This window comes from Bilophila sp. (assembly GCF_057864385.1).
On record NZ_DBMAFI010000077.1, the window covers coordinates 1 to 14,101 of the forward strand.

The following is a 14,101-nucleotide window of genomic DNA, read 5'->3' on the forward strand; positions in this document are numbered from 1 at the left end:
GAAAGTTTCTGACGTCACCAATCGGTCTCCCTCCACGAGGAGAACCTTCTGTTGGCAGTATGGGCTCAAGCCTGAGCCAGAGGTCTTCAGGGATGTCATAGTAGCACATTTCCCTGTCGTAACACGATGAAAACCTTACCTAACCTGACTTCCCCCTTTTCGTGAAGAGGGTTTGCAGACACACCCGAGGAAGTTTATGTTAACGGATTTGAGGAACATATCCGCAGCCGGGGGGAAGAAGTCCGTGAAGGCCGGAGGAATCCAGTCCGCCGCTGGGTAGTGGAACGGACATTTGCCTGGCTGAAGGGTTTTCGGAGCTTACGCACTCGCTACTGTTGTTACCTCGTCAATTTTATGGGACTACTTTACCTTGCTTTTGCCTGTATCCTTTGGAAAAAACTGGTATAGCAAGGTGTATGCCGGACATTCTCTTATTTATTAACTATTTCATGTGTAGAGTTTGACGGTATCTGGTCTGTAGATTCTCTTTTTTAATTTGCTCGACCTCTCTGACGTAGTTCCGAATTTGTTCCAGTGCAGGATGTGTATTAGCAACATCAATATCTCCCGCCGTGCCGAAGGCATACCAGACCACCCTGTGCCCGTAGTCTATCCGTTCATCACGATTCTGACCTTTGGGGCGGGCGGGGCTGTGTCTGTACAGCTCGTTGGCTACCTCCTGCACTGTGTATCCGGCACAGCGCATATACAGGGCAATGGCCGCATCCAGCCGCGAGTCATCCATTTTTTCAGGAAACCGCTTTTTGACCATTTCCCGATAAGCCATATACGGTGAAGCCTGTGTGCCGACTCTGGGGAACTCGCGTTGCCTGACCTCTATGCCGGGAGCGATCCGTTTGCGGAAACGCCAGAGATTGGCGCGATACGCATCACGCCTGCCCAGCCAATACTTGAAGCGCGGGAGCCGTTGCGTCTGTTCCGACTGAACCTGCCTGTCCCGCAACGCCGCTTTTTCTTCCCGTTCCTGTTCTTTCAGGAAATGCCGAGCGATATTCAGCAGGGAAAACCCGTGCGAAGCAAGACGGGTTGTAGCCGTCTCACGGCGTTCCCGTTGCCGCTGTTCCAGTTCGTACCGTTTTTCCTCCCGTTTCTTTCTGGCGTAACGATTCTCTTCGGCCAGCTTTTGCCGCTCCTTCTGATACTCCCGCCACTCCTCCCGGCATACATGGCTGACCGGTTCCGGGGCGGGCTTATGGAATGTCCGCTCAGAATAGAAGCCGGGTTTGAACTCTCCGAGTTTTTTGCACAGTTTGGACAGGCCGAAATTTCTGTCCACGCTGGATGCCTTGACCGCCGTGTCTCCAACAAAAATGACAGCGCCCGAACCCTTGCGCACGAAACGCAGGCCGACGGCATCCAGTCCGGCATGAAGCTCTTCCCAGCATGAGGCGCTCTGGATGATGGCATGGCCTCGTTCCTGTGCGATGCGCTGCGCGGATTTTTCGCCCGTGGCGTTTTCAAAGTCTTCCGCTTTCGGTTTGGGCTTTACCTGTGTCCGATGCCGGAGATTTTTGACCACATAGCCCTGTTCATTGACGCGATAGCGGGCATTTATCTGCGGTGCCCAGCCCTGCCGGTGTTCGATTTCCGCCACTATTTTATGCGCCTCGTTGATGTCGAATCCCCGGTGCGGCTGGATGACTTTCTGTGTGTAGGGATGCGTCCGGTTCACCGCAATATGAAGGTGATAATTGCCCGTATTTTTATGCAGGGCATAGAAAGTTTGATGTTCGGCCAGTCCCATTCCTCGGAGAAAAAAACTGACCGCCTCGTCCACCTGTTCGCGGGTGGGCTGCTCGTTTTCCTGCCATGACAGAATCCAGTGCGTGACCGGCATCCGGCTCTGGATGGATTCCTCGGCAAGAGAAATCATTTCCTTTTTCTGGGCGGCGACGGTCGTGGTCAAAAAATTCCTGCTTCCGGCGAACGCGAGTTTGTCCCGGCCCTCTTCATCGTGAGAAGCAAGGATGTAGTCCACCAGACCGCCTATCATGACGGCCTTGGACTTTTTGAAACTGGTACGCTTGAGCTTTTTGACGATCATTGCTTTTCGCTCAGTGTTTCGATGGCTTTCCGGATTACCCTCAGAGCGGCGTCCAGTTCCGCGAGAGAGCCCGCGCTTCCCGTCCGCTTCACCACCTCGCAATGATGCTTGAGCAGGCCCCCAAGCCGCCGCAGTTCCCGGATGGTCTGGTCGTCCGTTCTGGCGATGATGGGCCTGCCGCCGAAGAACAGCCGCCGCATGTATTCGGAAACCGAGATTCCGGCCGTCGCGGCCTGTCGGGTCAGTCTTTCGTCTTCTCCGGCGGTGAGCCTGAGCGTCCGCCGTCTCTGAAATCCGCTTGTCGCCTTCCGTTTTTCCATCTGCCTTTCCTGCCTTTTTGAGAGCGTGAGAAGCGAAGCGCCGAACGCTCTGAGGGAGTCCAGAGGCGCAGCCTTTGGCAGGATGCTGGCTGTCGTCAGACAGCTACCATCCTGTAAAGAAGAACACCCGACGGTCTTTGGGACTGCCTTGCATTGCTTCTGGGGAAGTATTGTCCGCGTTGGGCTTCTGCTTTTGGCGTAAGCATAGATGAAAAATCACCTTGAAGGCCAGAGAAAAAAGCAAAAAGACAGTATTATTTTTCTTTGAACACTGAGTTTAAAAATAAAAACGGGCTGTGAATTTGGATATGATAAAAAATATTTGTCCATACTTGTTTATTGTATATTACAGAAAAATTTTACAGTGCATTATCGTCCATGAAGTTTGGTTGTAAATAAAGTCTTCAGTATGGTAAGCGAGAAGAAATATGACGAGGTAGGTGATGCTTATGGCAACGGCTCGACGCTACACAATGGAACAGATAGAGGCCGCCCGGAAAAAACTCCGAAGCCTCCCGGTGAAAGAGGCGGGAAAGACACGCGCGGAAGTCGCGGAATTTCTGGTCAACGACATCAAAAAGGCCATGCGGCAGGGCTACACGTTGCGGGACATACGGGACTTACTCGCGGATGTTGGGGTATCGGTTCCGCTCACCAGGTTGAAGGCTTTGTTTGACAAGGCATTCGGTTTGGAATCGGTAAAGGAGCGGGATGGTGTCGAAGAAGACGCTCCGCCGACCGATAAGGGCAACAGCATCGGGGAATGAGGAAACACAACGTAATATGACATGAAAAGAAGCGGCGCGGCCAAGGTTATGTCTTGGTCGCGCCGCCTTTTGGAAATGGGGCAGATGGGCTATTCATGTTATTTCCGTGCCTCGGCTTTTTCCTCCTGAATAGATTGCAGGGAAAGCTGCTCGACAAGGGCGGCAATGTCAGACGAACGCCATGCCGAAGTACGCGGCCCAAGTTTTATCGGTTTGGGGAAACGTCCGTCTTTACACCCCTGCCACCATGCGCTTTTACTGATGGGAATGATAGCCAAAACCTGCGGCAGCCGCAGGAAGGTTGTTTCGGTCAACATTGAGGACATTGTTTTTCCTTTGCTTGTTATGTGTTTGCCTCAGAAGCAGATTGCCCGCTTCTCGCCTTTTCCTTCAATTCGTCCAAAAAATCAGACCATGCCTGCAACATTTTTCGGCGCTCCGGCAGATACTGGGCATGATTGTATGCGGCTCTGACGGCATCTCTATGGTCATGGGAAAGCTGTCGTTCTATCCAGTCGCTGTTGAAGCCCATTTCATTCAAAAGGGTTGAAGCCATAGAGCGGAAACCGTGGACGCACATTTCGTCTTTTTCGTACCCCTTGCGCCGAAGCGCCGACAGCATGGTCGATTTCTGGATGGCCTTGTCCTTGAGCCGGGCGGAAGGAAATAGATAGCGGCCATTGCCGGAAAATTGGTGCAGTTCCCGTAAAATTTCCACTGCCTGCCAGGAAAGGGGAACAATGTGCATTTCACGCTTTTTCATTCTTTCCGCTGGAATGCGCCATTCCGCCCGCTCCAGGTCAACCTCCGACCATTCCGCCCAAATAAGTTCCTTTTCCCGCACAAAGACATGAGGCATGAGACGCAGGGCGCAGGTTACGGGATAATAGCCGGGATGCTCGTCAAATTCCAAAAGGAGCTTGCCGATTTTGTTCTTGTCCAGAATCGCCGGATGGTGTTTTGGCCTCTTGGTACGGATTGCCCCTCTGAGGTCTGCGGTTATGTCATGCTTGGCTCTTGAGGTGGCAATGGCATAGCGGAAAACACGCCCGCATATCTGGATGAGCAGATGGGCATGGTTCAATCTGTCTTGTTTTTCAATGGGCTTTATGAACGCCAGAATGTCCGCCGCCTCAATTTTGGTTATCGGCATGGAACCGATATGGGGAAAGATATGACGTTCGAGACAATGGAGCAGATGGGTTCTGCCCGCAGGCAAGATATGGACGGTCTGGGTTTCCTGCCATTCAAGGGCGATATTCTTGAAGGAATTGGCTTCCTCGGCTTCTCTTGCCGCTTTTACCGCCTTTTTATGCTGTCCGGGGTCAATGCCGTCCGCAAGAAGTTTTTTAGCTTCATCACGCTTTTCGCGTGCCTTTTTCAGGGAGACGGTCGGATATTCCCCGAAACTGAGCAGCTTGCTTTTTTTGTTGAAGCGGTATGCCATACGCCATAATTTGCTGCCGCTGGTCGGTATATAGAGGAACAGGCCGCCTCCATCGGCATATTTTTTGGCTTTTTCCGCGGGTTTCAGGCTCTTGATGTAGGTATCGGTGAGCATGTGTGAACCTCCTTACGGGGTCTTGTCGGTATTCTACCCTGTTTTTATTGGATTATTCCTGTCATTTCACAGGGTTGGTTTCTGGCCGTGTGAGGGCATTCCATGAATGGATACCCTCTTATATACCTACAAAAAAGCAGGATGCAAGCGGTCAATTGTGTTTCTTCTGGCCTTCTTTGGACAACAATAAATATGTAAAAACAATAAGTTATGAGCTTATAGGGATGTGACTGGACTTCAATACACCGTTGCATGATGGCGTCTGCAAAATCGACTTCTCCGTCTTCAGCCCCGTAGATGTGGGAATAGGTGTCCGTCAGGCTGGAAAGGGCCTTTCCGAAGTAGCTCTGGGCATAGCCGAACTGCTCCGCAAAGGACTGGGGCTGGTCTTTCATTTCCCGTCCGGCAATCCAGCCGCAGGTGCCGAGAGCCGCATGGATGGAGGCGCGGGACTCTTCATCAAGCTCCGCCCGCAGCGCGAGGGCGACACATTTTTCAAGCGCCAGCGATTCACGGATGACGCTGGTGGAGAGCTTGAGCAGCCCTTTGTCGCGCAGGTCCACCAGGGCGTACATGACGCCGGAAATCAACGCCTGCGCCTTGTCGGCAAAGATGCTGTTCGCCCCGTCGGACGCGGGCATGAGGGAAACAAGAAGCTGCGTCAGGGCTTCCGCACTGCCGAAGGTGAAGGGATTGTTGGTGTTGGAAAGACGGCGCGGAGTTTTTCCTTTGACTTTGCCGGAAGTGCCGTAGTTCAGCACGCGGAAGTCGTCGTCCCGTCCCAGAAAGCGGGCCATCTGCCATATCTGTACGGCGAGTTTCGGACTTGCTTTCGGGTCGATGTAGAACAGCCCGCTTCCCGTAGCCAGAGCATTGTATGAAAGGGAAACGAGGGTTTCCGTCTTGCCGGAACCGGTGGTGCCGAAAAGCAGGCAGTGGGTAAGAATGTCCTTGGCCTTCAGCCAGAGTTCTTTCTGGTCCTGTACCCTGTTTCCCAGGAAGAAGATGCCCTCCGGTCTGGCGTAGCCGCGTCTGCCGGGCAGAGGATCGCCTTTATCCGTGCCGGAGAGACCGAGCGGCATTCGGAAAGGCAGCCTTTCGTCTTCGACATAGACGCAGCGGGCGGCAAACAGAGCAAGCCCGGCGATAAAGAACGGCATGGAGAGCGAGGGAAAAAGAAAAAGACACACCCCCGCCGCAAAGATGCCGCCGGTTTGCACATGGCCGAGCCTGAGCGTGTCTCCCAGGCGTTGCAGCGGGGAGCGCACATCCCGGAAGAGCCGTTTCCGTTCCTGCGTTTCGTGGTCTTCAAGACCTCTGATTTTTCGTTCCATACGCACCTCAATAGTGTTCTTCCGCCAGGGAAGGGTCGTCGTTGGCATCGTATTCCGGGTCGTTTTCTGCCGCAGCGTACACCATATCCGACACAGGTTCCGCCTGCTCCACGGCAGGCGTAAAGGACTGCTCGAACATGGGCGGAATGAAAATGTCCGTCAGCCAGCCCTGGGCGGACAAGGAATCCTTGAGACTCGTGACGGCGAGAGCAACGTGAGGCTCGGTCAGGGCCTGCCCCGCCTGTTCTTCTGCCTTGTAGTGCGCCCAGGGAGCCAGGCTTTCCACCCACGCGGTTCTTCCCCCGCATTGGTTGAGCGCGTACCAGAGCGGCCTGTCCAACGGGCGAAGCCACAGGAACTGGGAACTGGCCAGAACGCCTTTTTTCCTTGCCCGGCACAGCAGCGCCATGAACCACGGAAGCTCGAATGCCGCGTGGATACGGAGGGATTTTTCGGAAAGAACGGACTGATGCCTTTCCCAGATGCGGTTCAGATTCAGATGGAAGTTTTTTTGTTCCAGAACGGGGCATGTCGCCCTGTCGCGTTTTTCCCGATAGGAGGATGAGACGGCATCCAGTAAGGCAACGCAGCCTTTTTTGTCGCCGTCCGCATAGGCCAGGAATGCGGCGGCCAGCGCACGACGGCAGGCAGTCATGGCCGTATAGTTCTCGAATGGTTTGCCGAGCTGGGCCTGAAAGGCGGCGAGAGCTTTGTCTTCATCCAGCCTGGCATTGCCCCATGCGGGAAGCTCCGTATCCGCCAGCCCGTTATGCAGAGCCTGTTCCGGAGTGAAGGCTTCACCGTTTTCATTGAGCAGAAGTTCCTGTTCCAGCGCGAATTGAACGGGAGTTCGGGCAATGCGCCATAAGCCGGAATCGTAGGATTTGGGCGAAAGCAGGTACTTGCCGCGACCAACGACCGGTCTGAGACAGGGGAAGGATTCCGCGTTGTTTTTCAGCAGGCTTTTCGTGCTGAAATGCCGGACGAGCCTTCCCACCCGACCTATGAAAATGGCGGTGCAGCCGCACAAAAGCAGAAGCAGCGCGAGCGGCCATCGCATCCATGACCCGGCATAGCGCAGCAATCCCCGCACCTGTTCCCAGGTCAGCGCGGCGGGTTCCACCTCGGTGAGACGCTCAAGGATGGTCCGTACTTCTTCTGAAAAAGGCGCAAAGACTTTGAGCTGGATACTTGCCAGCCAGACCAGAGGCGCGTTGACGCTTCCCTTATGCGCTGCGTACAGAGCCGGGATGACGACAAAAATCAGCACCAGAAGCGCAAACCACAGAAAAAGCATGTCGTCCTTTTCGTCGCGGAGCTGACTCACGGCTGTGCCTCCTGAAGGGAAGAGAGGCTGGAGATACCCCGGCGACGCAGTTCTTCCAGGTTCGTTCTGACCTTTCTGATATAGGCATCCCTGCGATGGGGCGTTCTGGAATGATACGCGCCTATGGCCAGCCAGAGATCGCCGGTCCGTTCATACTCCTTGCGAAGCAGCCATGCCGCCGCATAGGCGTTGACGCAGCCGTCCCGAAGCAGGGTTTCCGGGGCTATGCCCATGGCGGCCAGTTCATTGACGTGAACGGTATTGATTTGAAAACAGCCCAGGTCCCAGGTGCCGTTGGTGTTGCTCAGAGCTTCGCCCATGCTTCCTCCCTCCGTGGCGAGCAGACCGAAAAGCGCGGCCGGAGGCATTCCGCTCGCACGGGCGGCATCCAGAACACAGCCCGTGGTCAGAGGACGTGTCATCGGAACGACGACTCTGGCCCGCTCGGCGGAGAAGGCCATGCCGGGAGACAGACAAAGGATGCTCAGAAACAGGCAGAGCGCTCTCATTTCAATTTCTCCTTGAGCTTCACCACATAGTCTCCGCCCGTGCCGTACACCTTGAACGGATTGTTGCCGCCGATGCCGTTTATGGAGTTGAGGACCTGATTGTGAGCATCGTTGATTTTCTGCTGAATGAGGGAGTCAACCTGATGGCACATTCCCGCGACGATCTGGTCCATGCCCGGCAACGTCACGCCAAGGCTGAAAGCGTCGCCGAGAGCATTGATGGAGCCGAGACAGCCGGACAGCGCATCCCGTTCGGATTCAGGGTCGGGAATCATGGTGTTGTGCGTGTCGGATACCCGTCCGTTGCGCTGCTGCATGGCCGAGCCGACGGCATCCCGCATATCCTGACAGGAAGCCGCAAAACAGGGAAAAGCCTGTGCCAGACAAAGGATAAGGAGAAGCGCAGTCCTCATTGTTCCTTCCTCCCTTTCCGGCCTTCAAAAACGGGGGCCCCGTTTTCTCCGACCGGATATATCTGCTTGCAGCGGGGATAATCGGAACAGCCGTAGAACTTCCCTTTGGCGCTGCTGCGCAGGACGAGAGGCTTGCCGCAGGCTTTGCAGGCGTGTTCCGAAAGCGTAGGTTTCGGTCTGGGACTTCCCGGTTTGCCGTTGTCATCGGGAAGTATGGTCTTGCAGTCGGGATAGGCCGAGCAGCTCCAGAACCATGAGCCGTCCTTTTTTCTTTTACGGCGCTGAAGAGCGGCCCCGCAGTCGGGGCAGACATGGGCGGGGCTGGCTTTGCGTTCCAGAATCGGAGCCAGCAGCGTCGGCAGAAGACGTTTTTGTTCCGAGAGAAAGGCGTCCAGACTGCCCTTGCCCTGGGCGATGGCTTCAAGCTGGTCTTCCCATGCGGCGGTGGTGATGGGGTCTTTCAGAGCGGGCGGCGTCAGGTCGATGATTTCCTGCCCCAGCGGCGTGGATACGATGGATTTTTTCTCGGCGACGAGATAGCCGCGTTCTTTCAGCGTCTCAATGATATTGGCGCGGGTGGCTTCGGTTCCGAGGCCCTTGCTTTCCTTGAGCGTGGCTTTCGCCTGACCGTCCTTGACCAGAAGATGGACGTGGGCCATGGCGTCAATCAGGCTCCCCTCGCTGAATCGTGAGGGAGGAGAAGTCTTTTTCCGCACGCTTTCCGCGTTACGGCAGCGCACGGCGTCGCCCTGTTCCATGAGCGGCAGAAGTTCCTGCTCCTGTTCATCGGAATCATCGTCATCCCTGGAAAGCGCCGTCCATCCGGCCTCCAGCAGTCGCCGCCCTGAGGTTTCCCATCGGGTATCTCCGAGAGCAACGGCGATTTTCTGGTCTTCATAGCGCATGGGCGGATGAAATTGCAGACAGTAGGCCGTGGCGATCAGCAGAAAAAGGGCGCGTTCTTCCCCGGCAAGGCTTTCCGCAGGTTCCCCGGTGGGAATGATGGCGTGGTGGGCGGTAATCTTTTTCGTGTTCCAGACCGTGCTTTTCAGGCGGGAATCCGCCTTGCCCGCAAGCTGCTCCAGGCCGGAGACTCCGGCAAGGCGGCTTAGAATGGATGCGGCTTCGCCATGCTGCTCTTCCGGCAGATAGCGGCAGTCTGTCCTGGGGTAGGTGGTGAGTTTCTTTTCATAAAGGCTCTGGGCGACATCCAGGACGCGCTTGGCCGACATGCCGAGTCTGGCGGAAGCGGATTTTTGCAGGGAAGAGAGGCAATGAGGCAAGGGGGCGGGTCTGGTTTTCTTTTCCCGCAGAGATTCCAGAACCGTTCCTTCCTTGCCGTTGACCGATTCCAGAACGGCGGCAACCTGAGCAAGGTCCACAAGACGCCCGGAGCTGTCCAGTCCGTCCTGCGAGTCGGAAGGCACGAAGGTGACGGAACATTCTCCGTGGGGGTGGATGATGCTTGCCCGCAGCACAAAATAATCCGAGGGCTTGAAATGGGCGATCTCCCTGTCGCGGGCCACAACCAACGCCAGCGTGGGCGTCTGGACTCTGCCGAGGGAAAGCACTTCCGTGCGTCCGTTTTCTCTGCCTGTGATGGTCAGGGCGCGGGTGGCGTTTATGCCGACCAGCCAGTCGGCCATCATTCTGGCGCGGGCGGCGTCCCGCAAAGGCGCATTGGCGGCGTTGTCCGTGATGTTGCCGAGAGCGATGCTGACGGAGCGGTCATCCAGGGAAGGCAGCCAGATACGGAAGACAGGGCCGCGATAGCGGAAATGTTCCAGCACTTCATCAACAAGAAGCTGACCTTCCCGGTCAGGGTCGCCCGCATGGACGACGGAGGCGGCGTCGCGCAGCAGTTTGCCGATGGTGTCGAGCTGTGCTTTCGACGTGCGCTTGACCACATATTTCCATGAGGAAGGAATGATGGGCAGATGTTCGCGTCGCCATTGGGCATATTCCGGGCAGTAGGCTTCAGGATAGGCGGGTTCAAGAAGGTGGCCGAAGCACCAGGTGACGATGTTGTCTCCGCACCGGATACAGCCCTGTTCCGTGCGTCCCCCGCCAAGTCCTCTGGCAATGGCTTTTCCAAGATTCGGTTTTTCAGCGATGAAAAGTCTCATGCGTTATATCCTCATGCGCTGCGCCGAGGCAGCCTGCTGTTCCAGTAAGGGAGCGTTATGTTCCAGAGCGCCCGGAGCCGAGCGGAGTTTGTCGTCCATTTCCATGTGGAGAACGTGGGCCATCTTGTCGAAAAGCGCGGCAAGCTCCATCACGGAGTCAGGGTCCTGCTTGAGGGCCAGATTGAGGAAGTCCGGGTTCTGAAGGATGAGGCGTGTTTTTGTGACCGGGTTGTCCGTGTTCTTGAAGGCAACGGCTGCCTCGGTGAAAGACAGCGGTTCGGAGAAGGCGCTGTTTCGGGAAAGGCGCTCGAAGACCTGCGAGCCGGAAGTTTCTTCGGCATGGAAGGAAACGCCGCAGGCCGCGTCGCGCTGCTTCTGAAGTTCCACCAGTTCCGGCCATGCTTCCCGTCTGGGAAACCACCTTGCCGCAGGCTGTTCATCGGATTCAAACTGATGCAGCACCGTCAGTATCTTTGCCGCTTCCGAAGCCGCCTGAAACACGGCTTTGACATCGCCGCCGGAAAATTTCTGATTCCAGTTGGCGATATAGGCGGCGGAATTCGTTTCCGGCATGGGCAGCGCAAGATGCGCGCCGGCCAGCATGGAAAACATTTCCGCGCGCATTTCTTCAAAGGCGTAGCTCTTTATGGTCTGCGTATTTTTCAGCTGACGGTTTTCCCGCGTTTCGTGCCCGGTGGCATGGAAGAACTCGTGCAGTTTGGCGGCGTAATATTCATCCGTACCGCTGAACCGTTCGGGATACGGCAGGGCTACCTCGTTTTTTTCCATGTTGAAGCAGGGATCGCCGCCGTAGTGCCTGACGTGAACGCCGGAGCTGGCGATGAAGCGTTCCACCATCTCATGCCGTTCAATCTGCGTCATGGCATGGGCGGGACGTTCCTTGGCGGGGAATCCCTCAATCTGGGCGGCATTGAAGACCGTGAAAGGATAGAAAAGCGTTTTGCGCTGAACGTCGGGAACGTCCTGCCCCCGGTCCTTCATTTCCTCGATGCGCCGGAGTTCTTCCCTGGTCAGGAATTTCCAGGCTCCATTTTCTTCCACAATGTAGGCGACTTCCTCCGGTCGCAGCACCTTGACGCCTCGTTCGCCCTTGCGGATGTTCATTTGCAGTTCGGGGTGGGCGTTCTGAAAGCTCTGAAGCTGGTTGAAGGTCATCCACCGGTCATCGGCGTATCCCCTGACAATGGTTGTCAGCAGCAGCCGAACCAGGTTCGCCCCGCTGTACTCTCTGCCGGTCACGGGACAGAACGGCATTCCCACAGGAGTGTCGGAGGTCCAGCCCCGTTGCCAGTCCCCGGCTTTTTCCGCCAGGGAAAGCATGGTTTCAGCGATGCCGTTGACGAACTCTTCCTGGACTTCGCGGCTTATCTGAAAGCGGTTTTTTCTTTCGCGCGGCTGCTCACTCATGCGTTTTCCTCCCTTAGTTCCACGATGACGGAATCCTGTTCGTCGTGCGGATTGAGAAAGCCCGCCAGAACGGCGTCATCCCTGCTCATCAGGAAGGCCCCGGCGTCGAGCTGTCGTTCAATATGCCGGGGCGTAAGGGATACGCGCTCCTTTTCCCGGCAACGGACAGGGGAATCAAAGAGGCCGAAACTGTTGCGCGGAACGTCTTTCATGTCGAACTCCTTTCGGGTTGTTGAATTACCAGCGGCATCGTTTGCGCCAGAGGGTTTCGGTGTATCTGGTCTCCCGGCGTCTGCCCATGAACGCCGTGCGTATCGCTCTGAGACAGGCAAGAGGCGACATGCCGGAGCGTTGAACAAAGAACAGGGCCACAATGCCCAGGCAGGCAATGGCTGCCGTCCACCAGGACCAGTGGAACAGCCACAGCGCCAGGGGAAAGATGGCACGGGCATCCAGAATGAAAATTTTCGGCGTGAGACCGGTATCCCGCCAGAGAACTTCACCGTTCATGAGGTTTCCTCCAGAGCGAGTGCGTGGGACGGACTGTTTTGCCTTGCCTTGCGCTCCGCCAGAATGGCCTGATAGATGTCCCTGCCTATGTGGCCTCCGGCATAGGCGAGTTCGGCGGCATCCTGTATGCGCTGGCCGGAGGAGGAAAGCAGTTCTTCGGCCTGCGGAATCAGACGTTCCAGGGGCGTGTTCAGCAGGGTTTCCCGGATTTCGGGCGTGAAGGCCAGATATTCGCGCAGCGCCGTACGTCCGCTGTTGTCCGGCAACGGGACGAGACGTTGGGAAATGATGAGCCTGAGACTGGAAATGAGCGTCGCCGTGATTTGCAGCCTTTCCGCAATGGGAAAGACGTTGATGATGCGGGAAAGAGTTTCCGGCACGGAGCGCGTATGCACCGTGGAATAGGCGGCAACGCCTATTTCCGCGCTTTCTATCATGCCCCGGAGCGTATCGGGATCACGGCTTTCCCCGATGAGCACCACGTCCGGCGCCGTGCGCGTTGAGTTGCGCGTGGCCGTAAGAAACGACCTCAGATGTTCGGGAATGGTGCTTTGCGATACCGGGCCTCCGGGGTTCGGTATGGCGTCAAAGTCGAATTCTATGGGGGATTCATAGGTGCTGACGTTGCGCCCGCCCTTTTCAATGATGCGTCGAAGAATGGCGGCGAGCAGCGTACTTTTTCCGCTTCCCATGACGCCAGTGACCAGAACCAGACCGTTTGACGGCATGGCATGGTCCAGAATTTCCTGTTCCACATGCAGGTCTTCCAGGGCCGGGGGCATGGAAGGAATGGCACGGAACACGATTTTGACGCCGGTGGAATAGCCGTCGGCCACCGGGGTGGCATTGCCGCGATAGCGGCGGCGCACACCTCGGCTTTCCTCGATTTCATGGGCAAAGTCATAGTCCGACTGGCCGGACTTGATGAGCGCGGCCACGGAATTGTTCCGGGTCAGGCGTTCCAGTGCGGACAGAAGTTCATCGGTCGTAATGGCCCGCTGCGTGACCATCCGCCATGTTCCGTTGAGGCGCATCCATGCCGGAAGCGCGGAACGCAGGCACAGGTCGGACATGCCGCAACGGGTTCCCCAGAGCAGCAGGTCGTTGATGCCCGCATAGTCCCAGCGGATACGCGGTTCACGAGGATACCAGCCGGGATTCGTCATGGTCATTTTCTCCCCTTTTTTACGGAAGGAGACGGGGCGACCGTGAAGGATGACGGCGCGGTAATCCGATAAACGCGCTGGCCGATGTTCAGCTTGTTTCCGTTGTCCGTGGTGTGCATTCCCAGGTCGGAAGAGGCGGTGCTGATGCGGCTCAGAAGATGCTGGGCCGTGAGCAGATGATACAGCATAGCTCCGCGATAGCTCCGTACCATCCGCGCCACGTTGTCCGCGTAAAGCTGATCCGCCTCTTTCAGCCCCTGCGTCCATGCATCACGCACGGCGCGTCGCCAGATGGCCTGCTCTTCGCTGTTTTTGGGCAGAACGGCGGGGTTCGGTTTTTCCGGTTCGGGAAAATCGTCCATCATCAGAAAGGTTCGCCAGTGAGGAACAACCGCGATATACTGTGCCGGTTCAAGCATTTCATAAGTCGCTTTTGCTGCTGTCGCGGTTCCCGGCTCTTCAATCCGCATGGAGGCTCCGGCCCGTGCCAGAAGCGGCGGCATGATGAGGGCTTCCCCCTGCGTCAGAACAAGCGGCGTGAAGTTGAAGGCGGCATCCATGATGGTACTGAACTC

General features: G+C 56.4%; 16 protein-coding genes. 2 read left to right on the forward strand and 14 right to left on the reverse strand.

All coding sequences use genetic code 11. The annotated features are described in order from the left end of the window. Positions 1-279 precede the first annotated feature (279 nt). Positions 280-408 carry a hypothetical protein gene (locus ACZM8Y_RS15785; RefSeq protein ID WP_483218062.1) on the forward strand — a complete coding sequence of 43 codons (129 nt, stop codon included), beginning with the start codon at positions 280-282 and terminating at the stop codon, positions 406-408. A 34-nt stretch (positions 409-442) separates the two neighbouring features. Here ACZM8Y_RS15785 and ACZM8Y_RS15790 read toward each other — a convergent pair whose 3' ends face one another. After that, positions 443-2,065 carry a relaxase/mobilization nuclease domain-containing protein gene (locus ACZM8Y_RS15790; RefSeq protein ID WP_483218061.1) on the reverse strand — a complete coding sequence of 541 codons (1,623 nt, stop codon included), beginning with the start codon at positions 2,063-2,065 and terminating at the stop codon, positions 443-445. Further along, positions 2,062-2,385 (reverse strand): plasmid mobilization protein, encoded by a 324-nt coding sequence (locus ACZM8Y_RS15795; protein ID WP_483218060.1) that lies wholly within the window; start codon positions 2,383-2,385, stop codon positions 2,062-2,064. Before ACZM8Y_RS15795 ends, ACZM8Y_RS15790 begins: the two co-directional genes overlap by 4 nt. A gap of 449 nt (positions 2,386-2,834) precedes the next feature. On the opposite strand from ACZM8Y_RS15795, the gene ACZM8Y_RS15800 reads away from it, so the two are divergent. Beyond that, positions 2,835-3,152 (forward strand): hypothetical protein, encoded by a 318-nt coding sequence (locus ACZM8Y_RS15800; protein WP_483218059.1) that lies wholly within the window; start codon positions 2,835-2,837, stop codon positions 3,150-3,152. Between the two features lie 98 nt (positions 3,153-3,250). Here the strand turns inward: ACZM8Y_RS15800 and ACZM8Y_RS15805 are convergent, their stop codons facing one another. From ACZM8Y_RS15805 to ACZM8Y_RS15860, 12 genes are all read right to left on the reverse strand, one after another. Further along, positions 3,251-3,478, reverse strand: a complete 228-nt coding sequence (locus ACZM8Y_RS15805) for a helix-turn-helix transcriptional regulator (RefSeq protein WP_483218058.1) — start codon at positions 3,476-3,478, stop codon at positions 3,251-3,253. Positions 3,479-3,495: 17 nt separating this feature from the next. Continuing rightward, the gene (locus tag ACZM8Y_RS15810) at positions 3,496-4,713 is read right to left on the reverse strand and encodes a tyrosine-type recombinase/integrase (protein WP_483218057.1); all 1,218 of its coding nucleotides are present in this window, start codon (positions 4,711-4,713) and stop codon (positions 3,496-3,498) included. Positions 4,714-4,757: 44 nt separating this feature from the next. Further along, positions 4,758-6,047, reverse strand: a complete 1,290-nt coding sequence (locus ACZM8Y_RS15815) for a type IV secretory system conjugative DNA transfer family protein (RefSeq protein WP_483218056.1) — start codon at positions 6,045-6,047, stop codon at positions 4,758-4,760. 7 nt (positions 6,048-6,054) lie between these two features. After that, positions 6,055-7,374 (reverse strand): secretion/conjugation apparatus DotM-related subunit, encoded by a 1,320-nt coding sequence (locus ACZM8Y_RS15820; RefSeq protein ID WP_489501880.1) that lies wholly within the window; start codon positions 7,372-7,374, stop codon positions 6,055-6,057. After that, positions 7,371-7,883, reverse strand: coding sequence for a lytic transglycosylase domain-containing protein (locus tag ACZM8Y_RS15825; RefSeq protein ID WP_489501881.1), 513 nt, complete (start codon positions 7,881-7,883; stop codon positions 7,371-7,373). Before ACZM8Y_RS15825 ends, ACZM8Y_RS15820 begins: the two co-directional genes overlap by 4 nt. Next, positions 7,880-8,296: a hypothetical protein gene (locus ACZM8Y_RS15830; protein WP_072337191.1), complete on the reverse strand. Its 417-nt coding sequence runs from the start codon at positions 8,294-8,296 to the stop codon at positions 7,880-7,882. The genes ACZM8Y_RS15825 and ACZM8Y_RS15830 overlap by 4 nt, the downstream gene beginning before the upstream one ends. Next, positions 8,293-10,422, reverse strand: coding sequence for a DNA topoisomerase 3 (locus ACZM8Y_RS15835; protein WP_489501882.1), 2,130 nt, complete (start codon positions 10,420-10,422; stop codon positions 8,293-8,295). The genes ACZM8Y_RS15830 and ACZM8Y_RS15835 overlap by 4 nt, the downstream gene beginning before the upstream one ends. Before the next feature lie 3 nt (positions 10,423-10,425). Continuing rightward, positions 10,426-11,850 (reverse strand): zincin-like metallopeptidase domain-containing protein, encoded by a 1,425-nt coding sequence (locus ACZM8Y_RS15840; protein WP_489501883.1) that lies wholly within the window; start codon positions 11,848-11,850, stop codon positions 10,426-10,428. Further along, positions 11,847-12,062 (reverse strand): hypothetical protein, encoded by a 216-nt coding sequence (locus ACZM8Y_RS15845; protein ID WP_178643680.1) that lies wholly within the window; start codon positions 12,060-12,062, stop codon positions 11,847-11,849. The genes ACZM8Y_RS15840 and ACZM8Y_RS15845 overlap by 4 nt, the downstream gene beginning before the upstream one ends. A gap of 25 nt (positions 12,063-12,087) precedes the next feature. Next, positions 12,088-12,360: an IcmT/TraK family protein gene (gene icmT / locus ACZM8Y_RS15850; protein ID WP_077073087.1), complete on the reverse strand. Its 273-nt coding sequence runs from the start codon at positions 12,358-12,360 to the stop codon at positions 12,088-12,090. After that, positions 12,357-13,532: a type IV pilus twitching motility protein PilT gene (locus tag ACZM8Y_RS15855; protein ID WP_489501884.1), complete on the reverse strand. Its 1,176-nt coding sequence runs from the start codon at positions 13,530-13,532 to the stop codon at positions 12,357-12,359. Before ACZM8Y_RS15855 ends, icmT begins: the two co-directional genes overlap by 4 nt. Beyond that, the coding region (locus tag ACZM8Y_RS15860) for a type IV secretory system conjugative DNA transfer family protein (RefSeq protein ID WP_489501885.1) at positions 13,529-14,101 on the reverse strand (573 nt) is incomplete at its 5' end. The genes ACZM8Y_RS15860 and ACZM8Y_RS15855, both read right to left, overlap by 4 nt.